The sequence below is a fragment of the Butyrivibrio sp. INlla18 genome (assembly GCF_900103635.1).
GTDB lineage: Bacteria > Bacillota > Clostridia > Lachnospirales > Lachnospiraceae > Butyrivibrio.
In genome coordinates, this window is record NZ_FMXK01000017.1 from 42,571 (window position 1) to 62,297 (window position 19,727).

A 19,727-nucleotide genomic window follows, 5' to 3' on the forward strand; every position below is an offset into this window, starting at 1 on the left:
CACAAAAAAATCACTGTTTTTATAAAAAACAGTGATTTTTCTCTTCTAGAGCTTTGGACATATGACACTAATCTTCGCTTTTATCAACTGGTTTAATCATAAGATTGTCCGCTATAGCCGATTTCTTTGAAAACTTCAACGTACTATAACCAATGATGCTAAAAACAACTGCCCCTACAAGATTTACCAACAGATCCTTCATTGTATCGATAATGCCGATATCAAGATATCCACCATTTACAGCATATGTTTTACCATCAGCTGTGTTTATTACAGTATCAGTGATGTCCCTGATTACAAAAGGCATCCCACTATTGTTGGGATCAAGTGTCACTGAACCAATTTCCTGCACTATAAAATCCTTTTGCATATCAAGGGCAAAAAACTGATCCATAGTAAACTCAAAGAATTCCCATATTACTCCTACTGTCATGGAAAAGCAGAAGGCTACCAAGGTCAGATAAAACGGTGATAGATTAAAATGTTTACTCCCGCGATTTAACAGATAAATGAGTGAAAAGCCTATTGCCGCACACAAAAATCCATTGATAGTGTGGAGCATGGTATCCCAACCGGGAATAATCACATAATAATGATCTACCTCTCCGAGAATTTCCGCAGCATAGATGAATCCAAAAATGATAGCCTGAAAAAGCGGTGGAAACTCTATCTTCATCTGCTTTTGCAAAAATGCCGGCAGTAAAAACAGCAATAAAGATAAAACACATATTGCTGCGCTTTCATAATTTCTGGTAAAAATGCACCTTATAAGTGTAAGGATTACCAGTCCTCGCAAAACGAGGTAAAAAATAAAGGTTTTCTTATTCTGTTTGTAGCTGTTTACAAGGGAATTTTTATAATCGAGTATCTTCATTTTCCTGTTCCTTACTCCTCCTCTTTAAAATCAAAATCATGGAACAAAAATCTCCTACACGCCAGTAATATAGCAATGCACACTATACTTACAAGTGTTTCCAAGGTCTTTTCATGACCAACCACAAGAGATCTGGCAATGGCAAAGATCAGGACCTCTACAACTGTATTCATGGAGTGTTTGACCAGCATACGTATGAACTCTATGACGATAACTGCATTGAAAGCAGTTACTAATATGTCTTCCACATATATGCCAAAGTCAAGGCTTGAGAAGGTAAATACGTGCATCGCCAGCTGAATGCAGCTATAGACGACGCCTACCAGCAATATGGCAGCTACTACCTTTTCCAAAAAGCTCGGAAGCTTCAGAATCAAGGTGTGTATTTTTTCGCAAGTTGATTTCTTCATGATATGTACCTCCTCTATTAAAAATGTTCCATTATCTCTTTTGACTTAATATGCCACAAAACTATACATATTCACAACCACTAATCCGCAGATAAGCCCTGTTAAAAGACCTGTGAAATGCCCTACAGAATCAATCTTTGGCGACAGTGTCATGGCTACCAGAATGACAATTGTTGGTACCATTGATCTTATCCCAGCAAATCCCCACATGCTAAAGGCTATGACCATGTAGATTCCAAAAAGTCCACAGAGAACGCCTGAGGCTCCAATGGATAAGGTGAAGGGACTTTTCTTTTTCTTTATCCTGGCGGATAGTAGACCACCTACCACCATGATGAGTGCGTAGAAGAGTATGTACAGCTCTTTTCCCAGAGCACGTTCCAGAGTTGTGCCTATGTTGTAGAGGGAGTACATGTTGCAAAAAAGGTGCATGACCTCTCTTTGGGTGAAGGCGCTGGTGATGACGCGGTGGTACTGGTGATTTTGGATTGTCATCATGTAGGATGAGCCAAGGCTACCTACATCTAGTTTCTTGGTATTTACGAGGCCGAATATGGCAATGTTGATCAGGATTATGATTGTTGTAACTGGAGAATTCATCATTTCTTTTTCTGCACCTGCTCTATGATAGTGAATACTATTACAGCTATTCCAGCGATTATCATTGCAATTCCACGCAATGTAGATTTAATAGGATTTCTTGAAGTTTGGGCTGTGCATATTGCAAAAATTCCTACTAAGATCACTAATACTCCAAATGCAATGTATAGTAAGTTGTTCTTTTTCATTATTGTACCTCCAATATAATGACATATTATTACATTCGCTTATTCTGACAATATTTACAGTTCTAATTTCAATAACTATAATTATAATACTATAATCCGAAAGGGCTTAAGAAACACATGAGCAACAAAGATCATAAGCCAAAATTAAATCCTTATCAATTGGTACATAGAATGAAGGATGAAAAAGGAATATCCTTTAACTATACAAGTGAGAACGACGCTGTTGATTTTCTAACTGATCATAATAACTATTTAAGAACTGCATGTTATAGATTCATTTATCCAAAATACCAGAGTGGAGAAAACAAAGGAAAATACATGAATCTTGATTTTGCTTATTTACAAGAACTGTCAGTTTTGGATATGCATTATAGATTTCTTGTAAAAAAAATGTGTTCCGACATAGAACATAGTTTATGTATGATGCTACTCAAACTAATCGACAATGATCCTACAACTGACGGTTATGACATAGTAGAACACTTCCTGGATTCACATAAATATGTGCTCAAAAACCTAGAACGCTCAATATGTTCTCCTCATACTGGGAATTTAATACAGAAATATTTTACTATAACCACTAACCATGATGAAACAACAGGAAAAAATATCTCAACAATTACTTCCTATAATGATTGTCCCGCTTGGGTTTTGATCGAATGCTTAACTTTTGGTGATTTGTTAGAATTCTATAAATATTATTGCAAAACTAGAAACATCGATTTACCAGCATCTTGGAGTACCTTAAATCTCGTAAGAAGCTTAAGAAATGGTGCATCTCATGATGTATGTTTGTTGTGCCATCTGACTACTGGAGCATGTATTCCGTCCCAAGAAATAACCTTGGCTGTAAAACACATTCCAAGTATTACAACTTCTCAGCGTCAGAAAAAATTGTCGAGTAGAACACTTCTTGAGTTTACTGCACTAATTTATCTTTATGACAAAGTTGTGCAAGGTAACATAAAAAAGCACAGATCAGATGAGCTTTATGAATTATTCACCAAACGATTCACGCAGAGCAAAGAATTTTACAAAAATAATAATATTCTTATCACCTCATATCACTATTGTTGCAAGATTATTGACCACTATATGTAACATAACATTGACAAATCATAAACATTAAGGTTACAATCTAAGTAACATAAAAAGCAGTAATGCTTTGACGGGGCGGTGCCATGGCAACGTCCTATTTTTTTGCAAAAAATTCTTGACAAAATTTCTTTTTGATAATATTATATCGATGTTTCGTACTGAGTAAATGAAATATCACGATTCATTTACTTCTCTCAAAAACAAACATTTATATCATTCTAGTTATCAATGACACGAAGAAAAAAGGAGATGGACGGGAAACCATCTCCTTTTTTTATTTCTATTGAATCATCTAACTAGCTTCTCAAAATCTTCTTTTCCATGCTTGCATATTGGACAGATAAAGTCATCTGGCAGATCTTCACCGACGTATTCATAACCGCAAATTGTACATCTCCAAACTGGTTCACCTTTGACTGTTGTACCAACCTTTTCTGGCTTTGGCTTGATTTCATTTTGATAGTACTCGTAGGTGCAGGATGGAGTATCTGATAGCACTTCCATAGCAGTTGGTTCGCAAATGAAAAGTGTGTGTGAACCAAGGTCTACTTCTTGGTCTACCTTTAATGAGAAATAAGCACTAGTTCCTGTTGTGATATATGGAATGCCATTATCTGCAAGCTTATATGCGATATCTTTTAAAAGTTCTGGTGCGAATTTATCTACATCACGTCCAGACTGAAATCCGAAGTGCTTGAATATATCAAAAGAAGCATCCTTACTGAGAACAGAAATATTGCAGGCACCAGTCTCTTTTACCATGTCATGGGTGTAGTTTGCCTTGTTGATGGCAATTGAGATTCTGTTTGGTTCTGAAGCCACCTGCATTGCGGTGTTAGTGATGCAGCCATTCATCTTGGCGCCTTGCACTGCAGTGCAAACGAATAATCCGTAAGATAACTTGTACATTGCTTTGGTATTCATGGTAGATGCTCCTTTCTGAAAACAATTCGAGTTAGTGTTAAGTATATTATAATGCAATTTTACCATTTTAAAAATTGCAATATTATGCTATTATTTATTTACGCAAATTGCATTTTGCTACTTTTCGGAGATTGTTATGGCAAGTACTAAGATTCAAGAACTACAAAAGAAAAAGAAAGCTTCAAAGCTTACATATGAAGAGATTGCCCAGAAGTCAGGCGTTTCCTTGAGTTCTGTCCAAAAGATACTTGGCGGAAAAGTTGAATCTCCCAGATACTCTACTATAGAGGCTATAGAGAATGTCCTTATGGAGGATACTCCTACATATGGCAAGATATCCATTGGCAATCAAGATTTTGCAACAATCATTGAGAGCAACTACTTTTACGTTGATAAGACCAGCTTTATCAAAAAGTGGTGGGAAAATGCGGATGTTGTAACTCTTATTACCAGACCCAGACGATTTGGCAAGACTTTGAACCTTAGCATGTTGGATCATTTCTTTTCAAACAAATATCAAAATGGAAGCCAGCTTTTTAGTAAACTTTCCATTTGGGATTCTCCCTCCTATAGAAAGCTCTGCAATCAGTATCCAGTTCTTTTCATAAGCTTTGCATCTGTTAAGGGCAAAAATTATGAGACCGCTAGAGAACAGATTATTCAGACACTTGTAGCTCTCTATCGTGACAACATGCATCTTATGGACGCTCCTTCTGTTACAGATCTAGATCTCCAGTTTTGGAACAAGATTGGCTATGACATGTCGGATGCAACTGCTGCCGAATCCATCAGATTCCTGTGCGAGCTCATGTACAAATATTATGGCAAGAAGGCCATAGTTCTTTTGGATGAATATGACACACCTATACATGAAGCCTATGTTGATGGATTCTGGAACGAGATGACAGGATTTATCAGGAGTCTTTTCAACTCAACCTTCAAGACTAATCCTTACCTTGAAAGGGCTATCATGACCGGTATTACCAGAGTCAGCAAGGAGTCTATCTTCTCTGATCTCAACAATCTCAAGGTCGACACTATGATAAATGCTAGCTACGATACTGATTTTGGCTTCACTGAAGAGGAAGTTCGCCATGAATTATCAAGACACGGCCTAGGCTCAGCATTTCCTTTGGTAAAAGAGTGGTATGACGGCTTCAGGATTGGTAACGCCCGTGACATCTACAATCCATGGTCCGTCACTCAGTATCTGGATTCAGGCGTTCTCAATAACTACTGGGCCAACACTAGTGAGAACTCCCTAGTTGAGAAACTCATACGTGAAGGTAGCGTTGATGTCAAAAGAGCCATGGAGAGCCTTTTAAACGGCGAATCCATTGAAGCGCTCATTGATGAAGAAGTTGTCTTTAACCTTATAGATAAAAATGAATCAGGAATATTCAGTATGCTCCTAGCATCTGGCTACCTTAAGATTGATTCTGATGTGGGCGATCTTGGTATCCGCAGGAGATATATGGTTTCTCTTACAAATCTTGAGGTTCGTCACGCTTTTGAGAACATGATAAAACGCTGGTTTGAGGGAAGCGATATTAAATATAACGACTTTATCAAAGCTCTTTTACTTAATGATGTGAAATATATGAACCGCTTCATGAACGAGGTTGCTCTGAACACCTTCTCAATATTTGATGTGGGCGGAAGGGCTTCTGAGAAATATGAGCCCGAAAGATTCTATCACGGCTTCATATTGGGACTTATGGTGGATCTTGCTGACAGATATATCATCACTTCTAATAGGGAAAGTGGCTTTGGAAGATATGATGTATGCCTAGAGCCTAGAGTTAATGGTCTCCCAGCCTATGTTCTAGAATTCAAGGTCCACGACCCTGATGATGAAAAAGATTTAGCGGATACGGTTCAGAAAGCTCTAGAACAGATAAAAGAAAAGAAATATGATGCTCAGCTGATTGCAAATGGCATCTCAAAGAAAGACATACACCACTATGGCTTTGCCTTTGAGGGCAAGAAAGTGCTTATTGGCTAATAAAAACGGCATTGGGTTATCCCCCAATGCCGTAAATTGTAGGTTTTACGCTTAAGTTATCCAGATACTCTTCGCCTATCTCATCTACTACTTCCTTTTTGAAGTAGATGTCGATACTTCCACATTTCTTTTGCACATAATCAGAAAAATCTATGTTAGGCTCTATCACAAAATGCCTGTCGTCGCGGTTGTAGGCGTAGATTACGTCCATATCTGCAACATCATAGAGATTAGCATTTTCATCTTTTTCCATAGGTCTCACATCTGTAGCCATGCCCTTTTCCGTATCCAGGTAAAAGACATCCGGCTTGCCATGAGACTTCTGATACATGCTTACTGTCCAATCCGCCTCAGGATTAGCATTTCCTAGGCAACACATAACATTGTAGCCTCTATCCGTAAGGTCCTCAGTAACTTCTAACGCATTTGTTACTGACTCCCCGCGAAATCTATAATAGTCACCCTCAACTGTCATGCCTCTGGCATTAAGAAGTAGCATGATGATAAGCACTGTTACATAGGTCTTTTTTCTGCCACCATCAAGGAAACCATTTCTATATACAAAAAGAATATAGAACATTGCAATTCCAAAAACAATAGGAACTATGTATCTTTCTGCAATTCCTTCTTTGCTATAAAGTGCAAACTGAGGAAGCGCGAAGATCAAAAGCATGATCACATCCAGCCACCTGCTCTTTACCTCGTCATAATAGGTCAGGATGATGCCAATCAGCACGATTCCAAAAATCCAATACCATCTGAGCCCGTCAGTAAGGGACTCTTTGAAGGTCATAACATACTGATAGATTGATGTATGTGAATCAAAGCTAACTGGGTCATAGCTGTTTAAGCCAAGTCTTACTACGATACTAAGGAGAACTGCCATGCAGCATGTCATAAGTGTTATGGTATACCACCAGATGCCCTTGCATTCTGTCTTTGCTGCCTTTATAAGTTCTTTTAGAGTAGAGCTCTTTTCACGGATCTTTTCATATATTGGGAAAAGAGCTAAAAATGGCATTACCAGTACAAAGGACTCGTGGAAAAAGCCCATGGCTACTGCAAAAATTATGCTGATGATAGCGTATATCTTCTTGGTAGGAATTTCTAACCATTTAAGAAGTGTTAAAAATGCTACCGCAAAACAGATGCCTGCCTGAACGTGCTCAGGACCTAGTTTCCACCAGATTGCGCTCTGATATCCAACCATACATGTTAATGAAAAAAGTAATGAGAAACCAAATGAACCTGTTATCTTTTTGCCGCAGGCGTAAAGAAGAACAAGAAGGACTATTACTTCAATTCCTTTTATGATCGATAAAACAAATGGATCAGCTCCAACGAGCCAACATACGAAAATCCTAAATGGATAGTATAAAAATCTGTTTCTGGTCTTTGAATCCCAGGAAAGTGCCCATTTTATAACGTCAAACAGGGACTTGTCCTGATATTTGAACATGTAGGTGACTTCCAGAAATTCGTGGTCATCTACAAGGTGCCAGCCTGAAGTAAGCGTTCCAAGAAAGCAAAGTACCCCAAATACCGCTATCGTGGATAATAGTGTAACTATTAAAACCTCGACTGGTGAAATCTTTTTTCCTCTAAACATTATCTTTCCCCACGCGTTTAAATCTATTAAATACAAAGCTAAACATCTTTGGAAGCGCCTTCCAGAAGATTCCCTTATATCTATCTGGAATTGTTGCCATGATCTCTTTATAGCCCTTGAAATCTCTGCTAACAAGCATGCTTAAAAATCCTGTAGCGTAATACTCTGCGTACCATCCAGAGAAATCTATCTCATCTCCCCATCTCTCACTCATGCCGTTGAGAAGGCCGATGTGATGGCCGAACTTCTCAAGACGAGAGTAGCGGGAGTTATAGTTCTTTTTATCCCCTTCTGAACTTACTACACGGTGAGCGTCAGTTACGATGTCAAGGATGTAGACTGGGCCTTTCTTCAAGATCAATACTTCATCTACTGCGTCGTCTACGAATTTACTGATCTGCTGAGCCTGAGCGAAGTACTCTCTGCCTTCTTCTGTAAGGAAGTAGTTACGCATAAAGAATCCGTGTGTTCCGAGAGGTTCGCATTTCTCATAGTCTTTTATGGAATATTCTCTGTTGAGCTGAGACTTATCTCTTGGCACGATGTCGTAGGCAACGGTTGAATCGTCCATTCTAAGCTCGATTGCGTTGAATGCTGCAACGTACTGGGGATGCTCATCCAGGAACTTGACCTCAGTTTCGATCTTCTGGTCATTGATCCAGTAATCATCCCCGGAAAGAGCTGTGATATAGCGGCCCCTACACATTGAGCGAGCTTTGTAGATGTTTGCTGGGATTCCAACGTTCTGCTCGTTGAGGTTCACCCTGATGATGTCAGGATATTTCTCAGCGTACTCCTTGAGGATATCCCTTGTGCCGTCCTGGGAGAAGTCGTCGGAAATCACGAGCTCATAGGTGTACTGAGTCTTCTGAGCAAGGACGCTCTCAATGGCCTGACGAATATATTTTTCATGAAAATATGTGAGCATATAAATGCTCACATCTATCTGTTTTTCTGACATATTATTACTTCTTTTCTTCCTCTACCATCTTAAGGAACTCGTCGTAGTCCCTGATATAATCGCTCTCATCGTAGAGCTCTGACGCAAGCACCATGAGAACTGCATCTGGTGAAAAGTCGTACATCTCGCGCCACATGTTATTGGCAATGTAAAGGCCTTCATAAGGCTTTTCAAGAGGCACTACCTTTTTCTCCACACCGTTATCAAGTCTAACCTTGCAGCTTCCGTGGATACAAATGAGGATCTGCTCGAGCTTCTTGTGAGCGTGCTTACCTCTTGTGACGCCATCAATGGTGTCGTACATGTAGTAAACTCTTTTTATCTGAAATGGTATGTCTTTGAACTCTTCAAGCGCCACCAGCTGACCTCTCTCGTCGCCGTGGGGCTGGAACATATATTTAACTACCTGCATAGTTACTCCTAAAACAAATTATCAATTCCTATAGATTATAACATAGATATCAACCAATTCGCATATTCATCTGCGTCAGGGCGATTTAAGTTCTGGAGTTTTTCCTTGATCTGGATCAGATTAAATCTATCGTCTCTTTGTGCTTTGCTATCACTAGTCTTTTCCGCTGTCTTTTTCCAGATATTACCGATGATCTCCGCCAGCTCCTCTGCATTTCCACTCTCAAAGAGCCACCCTGTCTTGCCGTCTTCTACAAGCTCAGGAATTCCACCGATTCTCGCGCCCAGCACTGGTGTAAGTCTCTCCTGACTCTCCATTACTGAGAATGGGCAGTTTTCATACCACTCAGAAGGACATACTGAGAACAGCGCATTTGATATCAAGTCATCCAGCTCTTTTCCCGATTTAAAGCCAAGGTTCTCGGCATTAGGAAGAGCCTCTATCTGCTCAGCGTACTCTCCTGCTCCTGCAAAAAGAAACTTCACTTCCGGAAGCTTTTTTGCTGCTTCTATGAGAGTTCGCACGCCCTTCTCCTTGGAAAAACGGCCAAAGTACAGGACGTATTTGAGCCCTAGGGACGGAGGTTGGGGCTCATTTTCGGAAATGGACCAGGAACCCCGTCCCTGTGGACCATTTTCTACATGCTCTACGAAGTTGTGCATGGCCACGGTCTTTCCCGCAAATACAGGATTTGTGTCCATCTTGGTCTTCATGAATTCTGAGCAGCAGATGATCTTGTCGATATATCTGTAGGTTCCCTTAAGCTTCCAAACTTCAGCTTCCATGGCGCCTACAACGGACTTAGCTGTTGAGCCGTGGATGCACTTGCCCTTGATACAATTGCCGAACTTGCCGCCGATGCACTTCTCACAGTTTTCGTGAGTTGCCGGATTATTGAACATGTGGTTTGGGCACAGGAGCTGGTAATCGTGGGCTGTAAAAAGAATCTTGCACTCACGAGAAGTCTCTTTTCTCCACTTCACAACCTCCAGGATAATGGAAGGTGTCAGCTGATAATTAAAGTTGTTAAGGTGCACCACATCTGGCTTGAAGTCATCGAGAACGACTCTTATCTTCTTCCTAGCTTCGCTGCTGTAGATCGTCTTAATTGGATAAGTCAGCTTTTTTAGCTTGCTGCCTCCGTGGAAATCCATGTCGGAAGTGTAGCTCTCAGCCTTGTTTCCAACGATCCTTCCCTCATGCTCCATGCCAAAGTACTGGACTTCGTGGCCTTTTTTCACAAGTGCTTCGCCAAGCTTAAATATATATGTCTCCGATCCGCCGTTTGGGTGGAGGAATTTGTTCACCATCAAATATCGCATATTTACACGCCCCTATAGAGTTCCAGCGTCTTTTCCACAACCTTGTCCCAGTTGTACTTGCCGCAGATGAACTCCGCAGCCTTTTCCTTGTACTGTGCAACCTTCTCCGGGCTTTCATCCAGCTCTTTTAACTTACTACGAAGATCTGTCACATCGCCCTTGTGAAAAGAGATTGCTCTATCCTCCACAACCTCGGTGCACTCCGGAATGTCCGATGTGAGGCAACAGTTGCCATAGCTCATAGCTTCCAAAAGAGTAAGTGGCATGCCCTCAAGATCTGACGGAATAACGTAGGTATATGCGTTACTAAGAAGCTCCGCCAAAATCCTACCCTGTACAAATCCAGTAAAGATGATCCTGTCATCGCCCTTTGCAAGTCCATGGATCTTATCTTCAAACTCCTTCATGTCGCTGCTGCCGCCTGCAACAACGAGCTTTTTGTCAGTATCAAGATCTTTGTAGGCTTTGATCAGGTATTCAAGCCCCTTCTCTGGCACAAGCCTTCCAAGATACAAAAAATATCCGTCTTTCTGAAGACCATATTTCTTTTCAATCTGAGTTGGAAGTACGGTAACAGGCCTGTTAACACCGTTTGGAATAAGGACTGTCTTCCTTCCATATTTATTCTGAAAATAGTCCTGAACGCTCTTACTAAGGACTATGATCTCGTCAGCATGCTTCACTGCGCCTTTTTCACCAGCCATGATGTATCTGCTGGCAAGGCGTCCCCATTTCTGGCGCTTGTGGTCAAGGCCGTGGATGGTTGCGATGCATCTTTTACCAAATAATTTGGGAATCCACATGGCTGCGCAAGGTCCCTCTGCGTGGAAATGCACGATATCATATGGTCCGAAGGCCGCCATTATGGCGCCAAAATAAGACGAGGTGGCTGCCGCAAAGCCTCGCCTGTTGATCGTTGGAACATTTACGAGCCTGACTTTCTTGTACTCACCTGTTACGTCGTTGTCGTACTGCTGTCCTGCCACGTGGTGCCCTGACCTGTTAAAACAAGTCACCTTGTGCCCCAGGGCTGCCATCCTTGTGGAGAGTTCCTCCACCACAACCTCAACGCCGCCTTCCCTAGATGGAACGCGCTTTTGTCCCAGCATTGCTATGTTAAGTTTTTCTTTATTCTTATATCTATTATCCATCTAACCGATTATATCATGGTTTTTTAGTTTGTCGCCATTTTCGTGGCAATATTGCTACTTCCTCCTGAATCTACCAATCTTCTCCTTCATGATTTGAGCCTGAGTCTTCCTAGCATCTGCTAAGAACATTAGCGTTTATCATCAATTTGTACCAAACATAATTCTGTCAATTGCGTCACCAAACATATCTTTATCTTCGTTCTTAATAGTTTCAAGTATTTCACTGAAAGAAATTTTAATTTTCTGTGGTAAATTAGTATATAATTGCTTAATCATTTCAACGGAACAGTCATCATTCAAACATCTATACAATATAGTCTTTGCCCATTCCGGCGCTTTCTTGTACATTGACACTATTCCATATATAGTATTTAAATATGCTTTCTTTGTAGAAATCGTTTCTAATAAATGAACCATTCCAAACATCACTTCTGTATCGTTAGTGTCATCATCAAATATTTCGCATATTTCTGCAATATCATCCTCTGAATAGTCAAAAGCTAATCTTTCTAATGCATTTTCAAAAATGCGAATTTCTTTCTGATTTCTCAACAATCTATTCTGTTTTAAAGCATCTATTATTTCATTTTTCATTACAGCGTCTCCTATTTTTCATATATATTTGGCCATCTCCGCATACTCTCATCTATATACTCTCGAATTTGAGGTCGAATATCATCATATAAGCCTTGCTGCATATAAATTCTTTTTATATCTTTTAAATCAAAAGTCAAAGCATCCCTCGGTGATAGTTCGTAGTACATCTGTTTTTGAATATTTGTCATGTTATTCCCATACGTATATGTAAGTCTATGTCTTCCTCCTTTGCCAGGATAATACATTTCCATATTCATGCATAAACCATCATTTTTGCTTACGCCCATTTTATTTGCATATTCACATGAAGGCATATGATGTGGAGTTATATTATCTCCTCGTTTTCCTTGCTTTATCAATTCTTTATAAGAACCAATTTTACCTTCTGCCGGTAATAATGAACCTGCCTTATCAAAATATGCAATCTTTTGTGTAGCATCCCCAGAATTGCCCTGTTTTGCATTTTTTGAAGCATCCCCTACACCTGATTTTTCTGCAAATATGTCAATTTTTTCGGTGTTATCAGTAGGAATATTATCTATGTTTTTTTCTAAAGCTATCTCCTCTAATTCATTCCCTGCACTCTGAACAGTTTTACAGGAACTCTCAAAAGTTTCACTAGCAGATTCTCTGATAGTACTCTTAACCGCACTCAATGCCGCATCAAATCCAATGCCAACAAATTCACCGATTGAATTTCCAACAAGATCTGTTTCTAACGCTCCACCAAAATTATAGAGCACTGTATCAATATCCTGTCCGCTTGCAAAGGATAATGTCGCAGCCGGAATATCCTTTATAGCAACATCAAGTGCCATACCTTTAGCAACATTCTTTCCAAAGGTTTTTGCAGCTTCTTCAAATGTCTTTTTACCTAAGACTCTTTCCGCTCCAATTTCTGGTGCCAAAGCCCAGTACAATACTGCGTCACTTGCAATCTCTCCACCTTTGAACCACTTTGGATGTTGATTTCTAGCTAGCTCTATCTTTTCGTTTTCCTCAGTATAGCCAGATTCCATTAAGTATTGCACGTCAGCTCTTTCTAGCAGTTTTCTGATAGCGTCGAGCTTATTTAACATCTCATCCGTAATCAATAGTTCTGCGGATTGATCCTTACAGTATGTTGCATATGAATAATATATATTCTTGAGATCTTCCAATTCATCATCCGGCAAATATGGACGATGTAACTTTAAATAATTGCTGTTTTCATCAGAAGGATTGACCATTTCGCAAAGAGGACTTAAAGGATCATCATGATAGTTCCTTTCTTTTTCAGAAATCTTCTCTTCATATAATTTTAAACGCTCGTCTATGTTTCTAATATCTACGCTTTGTGCCTTGTCTGAATCAAGTTTTATGCAAAGATTAGTTAAAGCTCTAGGTATGAGAAGTGCATTATTTTCTGCTCCCCTTCCAAAAGCCTCCAGCTTTGATACATAAATCCATAAGTTCCAGTTCTCATGTCGTAAGTCATGTACTCACGGATAATCTCATCTTTTCTCTCATCACCTGTATATAGTATGTCATCGATATCTGTATTCTCCAAAGAATACATCATCCACGCAAAGATACTCTGTGGAGACGAATGCTCAAAAGGAATCTCTATTGTATTACCCATATATGTGACAGGCATTGTCTTATGTTCCTGCGTGGATCTCATAAGCTCATATATCCTTACGTGGAATGGATCTTCTATGAGCTTCTCAGCGTCATCATAAACTCCACCAGAAAAGTCACTTAAGTTCTCTCTTTTTTCTTCTAGAGCTTTCGTATCAGAGTAATCAAAGGCAAGTTTTATCTTACTTATTCCTTCTATTCCGGAACTTTCAATGGCTTCGTTTGCATCTTCCATCGCTGATAAGACATTTGAAAAGTATGTAGATACTTTCTGCATTTCGTCAAAGTTGTATGCGTTAAATCTATCAAGCCAGTTGGTCTTGTTTGTCTTAAATGTCTGCGGGGTATATCCGCCACCTGATGCTTCAAAAAATTTGTCGTGAGGCATTTTGCTTTCCTTTATTGGATATTATTTCTTATCACGTAATATGTGTAATATTTTTTAATAATTTAACATGGTTAAGCCTTGTAAATCAAGAACTTTTACAATAAAATGAGCATCTTCCCCTTCGCTAGGGCTCAGATATTTACTCATGGCACGATGCATAATGGTATGCTAGAATTTAGTGGTAATACATCAGGTTTTTGAGGGAGATTTTTATGTCTGACTTTTTCTATAAACATCAAAAATTATTCACATGGCTCTTGACGATCATCTTCGTGATTTCGCTTATTCCTATATTTGTTGTTGCTGGCTTTGACACCGCATCAGGTGATGACTACAACTACGGCGCCGCATCACGATTGGCTTTCTTAAGTTCTGGTTCTGTTTGGGCAGCTATCACAGCTGCTGGTCGCACCACAGTTTCTATCTGGCACACCTGGCAGGGCACCTGGTTTGACTGCTTCTTGTTCTGCCTTCACCCAGAGGTTTTCTCAGACTCAGCCTATGTGATCGTGCCCTATATCTTTGTGATCATGCAGGTTGCGAGCTTCACCTACTTTTCCTATCACTTTATCAAAAGACATTTCGGCATAGATGGACTCTTTTACCTGGAGCTTAGTCTTATATACATGCTCTTTGTTTTCCAGCTTGTTCCATCCCAAAAGTCCGCCTTCTTCTGGTGGGTTGGCTCTATCCACTACGCAATGCCTATGTGCCTTGCTCTTGTGGGAATCGTCCTTGGTGACAAGTTCTTATCTTCTCACAAGATTTCAGATCTTGTGTGGCTATCTATCGTAGCTGCCCTAATTGGCGGCGCAACCTATCCTGCTGCCTTACTTCTTTTGTTATCAGTATTTTTGCTGTGGCTCGCTGGATTTGTACTTAATAAAGTTCGTGATAAGCGAATTTTCATGCTTTTTGTGCCACTTGTTCTTGAGCTTGTTGGTCTTGCTATCAGCATGATTGCCCCAGGTAACGCAGTCCGCAGCGCTTCAGACATCGCTGACGGCGCGGCTCCTACAGGCGGCATTTTATCTACTGTTTGGGAATCAATTACTTTTTCTGTCACCGATGCTATCAAGAGCTTTGCTGATCAAAAGAGCTTTGTGCTTATCATGTTTATTGCAATTGCCATAATCTCTTTTGCCCACCTAAAAGCTGCAAAAGAAAAAGATGAGGAAAGCTTTAAGAAAACCTTCTCTCATCCTTGGTTGTTTATACTAGTCATGTTCCTTCTAAATGCAGCAATCTATGCTCCAAGGTTATATGCCGGCAATCACGCATCTTCCGGCTACAACAATTTTAACTTCTGGGTTAACACTTTGTGCATAAGCGCAAGTATCATCTACTTTGAAGGTTACCTTATTTCTCGCTACTTTGTTAGTAGAGGCTACACCTTCCTTGGAATTGCACTTGTCATCTTTGCCTTCATCGTCTTGGTTGTAGGCCGCTCTACAGTCCGCACCTACACTGACTTTATTTGTCTTGATTACTACTTATCAGGTCAGGCTTCTGACTATAAAGACCAGATGGCACTTCAGCGCTACCTCATGGAAGAGCCTGGCGTTGACGACGTTGTAGTTCCAGAGATCAACAACGAGCAGGGCCCACTAATGCACATGCCTATCGTTGCTGATCCTGGCAACGTAGACAACTACATGACAAGAATCTTTTACGGTAAAGCCAGCTGCCGTGCTATCCCTCGCACAGAGTGGATGGAGACCTATGCTGACAAATATCAGGAATTTCTAAATTCCACAAAGTAATCCAAAAGTCCCCCATGACGAAGTAGGTTGAAATTAGCCTGGTTGGCGCATTCTTTAACCATATGTTCAAGAATGATGATATATAAATTACACGCTTCAAGAAAGGAAAGACATCAATGTATTTAAAAAAAATCAGAAACGGCCTGTTGGTCCTTGTATTGGTCCTGGCTACTATTATCTTAGGAGGAATACTTGCCTTCCTTGGTTATTCAATTGACGGAAATGATCATCCGCTTTATGTAATCGGATTTGCCGGTGCGATAATCATAGCGGTTTTTGGCTGGGTCATAGCTCTCGCCGGCGAACTCATAGCCCTTATCAACGTCGTCAGGACCCAAAAAATAAACGCCCCTCTACCAACAAGATACATTGTCTTTTTGGTAATAGAAGTAGCGTTTACTCTTGCCTGGATGATCTATAGCTTTGTTATCTTCCAGATTTCCATGAGTGTTTAAACTAATTACATATCACAAATTGCATTCCGCAGGGCTTCAACGTTCTGCGGAATTACTTTACTATCCTGACTTTTTATTGTCTCTTTACATCCCCCTGTATCATAGGTGATCACTGGTGTTCCGCAGGCTTCAGCTTCCATGTTTACTGTAGGGAACGTATCTTCATAGGTTGGATTTGCAAATACATCTGCAGCGCTGTAAATCTTTTTGAGCTCCTCTACGCTGCTGGTACGCTCTAAGCCAAAAATATTAAGCTTCTTTTCCGCAATCTCATCTACCTGATCTTTACTAAGCCCCACCAATACTATTTGGAACTTGTCTTTATCAAGCTCACTAGAAAGCTTGTAGAAATCCTTAAGTCCCTTTCTGTCATTCCAAAGGCTTGCAACTCCAAGGATCATCTTCTTATTTTCAATTCCATTGTCTTTTTTAAATGTGCTATCTACTGGTTTGAACACATCTGTATCCACAGTGTTGTACTTTACTTCTACTGGATATCCACAAAGATAGCTCTTTTCCACATTTTCTTTTAGCCACTGGGAAGGAGTTATGATTGTAAGATTCTTGACTCCTGTGAAAGCAGCTTTTTTCCTGCGGTAATTGTCCCTACTATTATCAGCTTTGGACTGAGGATACTGCGCTAGCTGTGGGCAAGCATAGCATCCCTTACATTCCTGTCCACTCTTCTCACTACATTCACTCTGTCCATCAGTTCCTTCACATTTCCACTTTTCGCACCCCACATACGCAAAATGTGAGCAGTGCCCCGTGAACGTCCAGCAATCATGCAGTGTCCACTTTACTTCCATCTGAGGTCTTGACTTGATCCAGTCAAAGAGCATCTCGTAGTTGATGTAGTAACCATGGATGTTGTGCATCCAGAGAACATCAGGATCATACTCGCTGGCCCACTTAAGGAATTTCTTGGTTGCCATCTTTGACGCTAAGCCATGCCTATCAGTCAGTCTTGTATATAGCACATGATAGTAGACGTCCATATCGCTACCTATGCGCACGCCGTACTTTGCTGTGTCCTGTAATGCTGCAGCACTTACCTTCATTTTCCTGCCGTATGCAATTTTAACTTCGTATCCGTCTGCCTCATACTCTTTTGCAATATCTAGAACAATGCGTCCTGTAGAGCCATAGCCTAAGACGGAGTTTATAAGGAGTAGTTTTTTCATAGATAAAATTATACCATTCCTAGCGCATATTTTCTGACTTATTAATTCTTTATTAAGTTATTTTCCTTATGCGTTCTGAATGCATATTTGTCAATCATGCTTCTAGAATGCATATTACAAAAATATGCAATATAGAAGCATAAAAAAGTCACTACTCAATTCTGAATAGTGACTTTCATAGCATTATAACAAGTATTTTTTACGCCTGAGCTGAGAACTCTTCCTTGCCTACTCCACAAAGTGGACAAGTAAAATCTGCTGGAAGATCATCCCACTTTGTTCCAGGGTTTATTCCGTTATCTGGATCACCCTCTACTTCATCGTAGATATACCCACATGTGTTACATACGTACTTCATAAGCCTTGTCCTCCTATCTTGTTGCTTTGACTGTAAATTTGCCGCAAATCAATTTGCGAGTATTTCTTATCGTTATTATATCATAGTATTGTGTTCTTTATTGTTCTGGTTATCATGTTTTTGCTCTTATCGGGCTATCTACATATGATTATGGTTTCATTTAATTCAGCACTTATCCTACTTTACGAATGTGATTCGTTTTAGGCTAAAACTTCTCGGCTTGCAATAGAGCTTGCTTTTCTCTTCTTTAGCTCATTTTACTTGCATTGAGTATTTTAGGCTAATCTTCCGCGATAGTACTTCTGAAACCACCAAAAATTCTTTAGCCGAAACAAATTAAACAAGTTAAATCAGGCTAAACTCCCGTTCAATTCTTCATCCCCCACCCCAAAAAACAAGTAAAAAAAATTAGCCTAAAGCACACAAATATATGCTTTAGGCTAAAATAACAATTCTCAATTCATTTCGTCATCGCAAGCTTCTTATCAAATCTCACTTTTACTCCACAATCTCCCTATAAGTCTCAGGCTTCTTCTCATCAAAGATCTCATTTGCCCACATTACTGTCACAAGGTCCTCAGTATCTGAAAGGTTAATGATGTTGTGTGTGTAACCAGGAAGCATCTGAACTGCCTGGATTTTGTCGCCAGAAACCTCGAAGTTTACTACTGGGTATTCCTTGCCGGTCTCTGGATCGATGCCAAGCTTTCTCTCCTGAATAAGTGCCTTACCGGACACAACGATGAAGATTTCCCACTTTGAGTTGTGCCAGTGCTGGCCTTTGGTCACGCCTGGCTTGGATATGTTGATGCTCACCTGTCCGCAGCTAAGTGACTTGATGAGCTCTGTGAAATGTCCGCGCTCGTCAACTGCCATTGGGATGTCGTAGATCATCTTGTCAGCTGGCAGGTATGATAAGTACGTAGAATAGAGCTTTTTAGCAAAAGAGCCTTCTGGGATATCAGGGATCACGAGGCTCTTAGGCATATCCTTGAACTTGTTAAGAAGCTCCACTATCTCCCCAAGAGTTACCTTGTGAGATACAGGAACGTAGCAATATTCCCTAGAATCGCCAACAGCTACAGTCTTACGAGCACTTGCCCCATTGCCTTCATCCGCACTTCCATTAACTTCCATCAGTGCCCTGACTTCCGCCTCATTAAGTCTCTCTTTTCTAGTATGCTCGTTGCCTTCCAAGGCATCCAGCATCTCGCCCACAAGGTCATCGATGTAAACAAGCTCAAGCTCTGTCTTTGGATCATTTACCTGGATAGGCTGGTCTGTTGCGATGTTGTTGCAGAATGTAGCAACAGCTGAGTTATAATTTGGTCTGCACCACTTACCAAAGAGGTTAGGGAAACGGTAAACTAGCACCTTTGCGCCAGTCTCTTTTGCATAATCAAAGAAAAGTTCCTCACCTGCAAGCTTAGACTTGCCATACTCTGAGCCTTCAAATCTGCCTTCAAGGCTAGCCTGAATTGAAGATGAGATCATGATCGGTGCGGTGTTCTTGTACTCTTTTAACAGATCAAGGAGCTGACTTGAAAAGCCAAAGTTACCTTCCATGAACTCCTTGGTATCCTTGGGGCGATTGACGCCGGCAAGGTTAAATACAAAGTCCGCCTCCTGGCAGTAGTCTTTCAAAAGGAGCGGATCTGTATCGATATCGTATTCAAAAATTCCCTCAATGTGGAGCGCTGGTCTTGTTCTATCCTTGCCATCTCTAATGTTCTTGAGATTCTCCACAAGGTTCTTGCCAACAAAGCCCTTGGCTCCTGTAACTAAAATCTTCATTTCTGTAACACCCT

Annotated in this window: 20 protein-coding genes; 4 read left to right on the plus strand and 16 right to left on the minus strand. The window is 40.4% G+C overall.

The features are described 5' to 3' along the window. Window positions 1-67 precede the first annotated feature (67 nt). Genes BLS24_RS12350 through BLS24_RS12365 form a run of 4 tightly spaced genes read right to left on the minus strand, consistent with a single transcriptional unit; the run spans window position 68 to window position 2,072 of the window. Window positions 68-874, minus strand: a complete 807-nt coding sequence (locus BLS24_RS12350) for a DUF2238 domain-containing protein (RefSeq protein WP_091759622.1) — start codon at window positions 872-874, stop codon at window positions 68-70. 11 nt (window positions 875-885) lie between these two features. Beyond that, the gene (locus BLS24_RS12355; RefSeq protein ID WP_091759626.1) at window positions 886-1,284 is read right to left on the minus strand and encodes a hypothetical protein; all 399 of its coding nucleotides are present in this window, start codon (window positions 1,282-1,284) and stop codon (window positions 886-888) included. A 45-nt stretch (window positions 1,285-1,329) separates the two neighbouring features. After that, on the minus strand, window positions 1,330-1,887 hold the full coding sequence (locus BLS24_RS12360; protein WP_091759630.1) for a rhomboid family intramembrane serine protease: 558 nt from the start codon (window positions 1,885-1,887) through the stop codon (window positions 1,330-1,332). After that, window positions 1,884-2,072, minus strand: a complete 189-nt coding sequence (locus BLS24_RS12365; protein WP_091759633.1) for a hypothetical protein — start codon at window positions 2,070-2,072, stop codon at window positions 1,884-1,886. Before BLS24_RS12365 ends, BLS24_RS12360 begins: the two co-directional genes overlap by 4 nt. 117 nt (window positions 2,073-2,189) lie before the next feature. Between BLS24_RS12365 and BLS24_RS12370 the strand changes: the two genes are divergently transcribed. After that, window positions 2,190-3,173, plus strand: coding sequence for an Abi family protein (locus BLS24_RS12370; protein WP_091759636.1), 984 nt, complete (start codon window positions 2,190-2,192; stop codon window positions 3,171-3,173). 285 nt (window positions 3,174-3,458) lie between these two features. Here the strand turns inward: BLS24_RS12370 and BLS24_RS12375 are convergent, their stop codons facing one another. Next, complete coding sequence (locus tag BLS24_RS12375) at window positions 3,459-4,094, minus strand: flavin reductase (RefSeq protein ID WP_091759639.1); 636 nt, start codon at window positions 4,092-4,094, stop codon at window positions 3,459-3,461. Window positions 4,095-4,230: 136 nt separating this feature from the next. Between BLS24_RS12375 and BLS24_RS12380 the strand changes: the two genes are divergently transcribed. Beyond that, complete coding sequence (locus BLS24_RS12380) at window positions 4,231-6,099, plus strand: AAA family ATPase (protein ID WP_330388266.1); 1,869 nt, start codon at window positions 4,231-4,233, stop codon at window positions 6,097-6,099. A gap of 16 nt (window positions 6,100-6,115) precedes the next feature. Here the strand turns inward: BLS24_RS12380 and BLS24_RS12385 are convergent, their stop codons facing one another. From BLS24_RS12385 to BLS24_RS12420, 8 genes are all read right to left on the minus strand, one after another. Beyond that, complete coding sequence (locus tag BLS24_RS12385) at window positions 6,116-7,708, minus strand: hypothetical protein (protein WP_091759642.1); 1,593 nt, start codon at window positions 7,706-7,708, stop codon at window positions 6,116-6,118. Then, complete coding sequence (locus BLS24_RS12390) at window positions 7,701-8,669, minus strand: glycosyltransferase (RefSeq protein ID WP_091759645.1); 969 nt, start codon at window positions 8,667-8,669, stop codon at window positions 7,701-7,703. Before BLS24_RS12390 ends, BLS24_RS12385 begins: the two co-directional genes overlap by 8 nt. A gap of 4 nt (window positions 8,670-8,673) precedes the next feature. After that, the gene (locus BLS24_RS12395; protein ID WP_071175224.1) at window positions 8,674-9,081 is read right to left on the minus strand and encodes a sugar 3,4-ketoisomerase; all 408 of its coding nucleotides are present in this window, start codon (window positions 9,079-9,081) and stop codon (window positions 8,674-8,676) included. A gap of 35 nt (window positions 9,082-9,116) precedes the next feature. Further along, window positions 9,117-10,403, minus strand: a complete 1,287-nt coding sequence (locus BLS24_RS12400) for a glycosyltransferase (protein WP_091759647.1) — start codon at window positions 10,401-10,403, stop codon at window positions 9,117-9,119. A 2-nt stretch (window positions 10,404-10,405) separates the two neighbouring features. Then, complete coding sequence (locus tag BLS24_RS12405; protein WP_242872295.1) at window positions 10,406-11,554, minus strand: glycosyltransferase family 4 protein; 1,149 nt, start codon at window positions 11,552-11,554, stop codon at window positions 10,406-10,408. A 141-nt stretch (window positions 11,555-11,695) separates the two neighbouring features. Further along, on the minus strand, window positions 11,696-12,148 hold the full coding sequence (locus BLS24_RS12410; RefSeq protein WP_091759651.1) for an Imm30 family immunity protein: 453 nt from the start codon (window positions 12,146-12,148) through the stop codon (window positions 11,696-11,698). An 11-nt stretch (window positions 12,149-12,159) separates the two neighbouring features. Next, complete coding sequence (locus tag BLS24_RS12415; RefSeq protein WP_143015183.1) at window positions 12,160-13,311, minus strand: hypothetical protein; 1,152 nt, start codon at window positions 13,309-13,311, stop codon at window positions 12,160-12,162. A 212-nt stretch (window positions 13,312-13,523) separates the two neighbouring features. Then, window positions 13,524-14,159, minus strand: coding sequence for a hypothetical protein (locus BLS24_RS12420; RefSeq protein ID WP_091759657.1), 636 nt, complete (start codon window positions 14,157-14,159; stop codon window positions 13,524-13,526). Window positions 14,160-14,371: 212 nt separating this feature from the next. Between BLS24_RS12420 and BLS24_RS12425 the strand changes: the two genes are divergently transcribed. Then, on the plus strand, window positions 14,372-15,922 hold the full coding sequence (locus tag BLS24_RS12425) for a hypothetical protein (RefSeq protein WP_091759658.1): 1,551 nt from the start codon (window positions 14,372-14,374) through the stop codon (window positions 15,920-15,922). 116 nt (window positions 15,923-16,038) lie between these two features. Beyond that, window positions 16,039-16,377 carry a hypothetical protein gene (locus tag BLS24_RS12430; protein ID WP_091759660.1) on the plus strand — a complete coding sequence of 113 codons (339 nt, stop codon included), beginning with the start codon at window positions 16,039-16,041 and terminating at the stop codon, window positions 16,375-16,377. Between the two features lie 5 nt (window positions 16,378-16,382). Here the strand turns inward: BLS24_RS12430 and BLS24_RS12435 are convergent, their stop codons facing one another. The 3 genes from BLS24_RS12435 to BLS24_RS12445 form a co-directional block, all read right to left on the minus strand. Then, the gene (locus BLS24_RS12435) at window positions 16,383-17,561 is read right to left on the minus strand and encodes a glycosyltransferase (RefSeq protein WP_091759662.1); all 1,179 of its coding nucleotides are present in this window, start codon (window positions 17,559-17,561) and stop codon (window positions 16,383-16,385) included. Window positions 17,562-17,760: 199 nt separating this feature from the next. Next, window positions 17,761-17,919 (minus strand): rubredoxin, encoded by a 159-nt coding sequence (locus BLS24_RS12440; protein ID WP_071175215.1) that lies wholly within the window; start codon window positions 17,917-17,919, stop codon window positions 17,761-17,763. A 498-nt stretch (window positions 17,920-18,417) separates the two neighbouring features. Then, window positions 18,418-19,713: a polysaccharide biosynthesis C-terminal domain-containing protein gene (locus BLS24_RS12445; RefSeq protein WP_091759665.1), complete on the minus strand. Its 1,296-nt coding sequence runs from the start codon at window positions 19,711-19,713 to the stop codon at window positions 18,418-18,420. Between the last annotated feature and the right edge of the window lie 14 nt (window positions 19,714-19,727).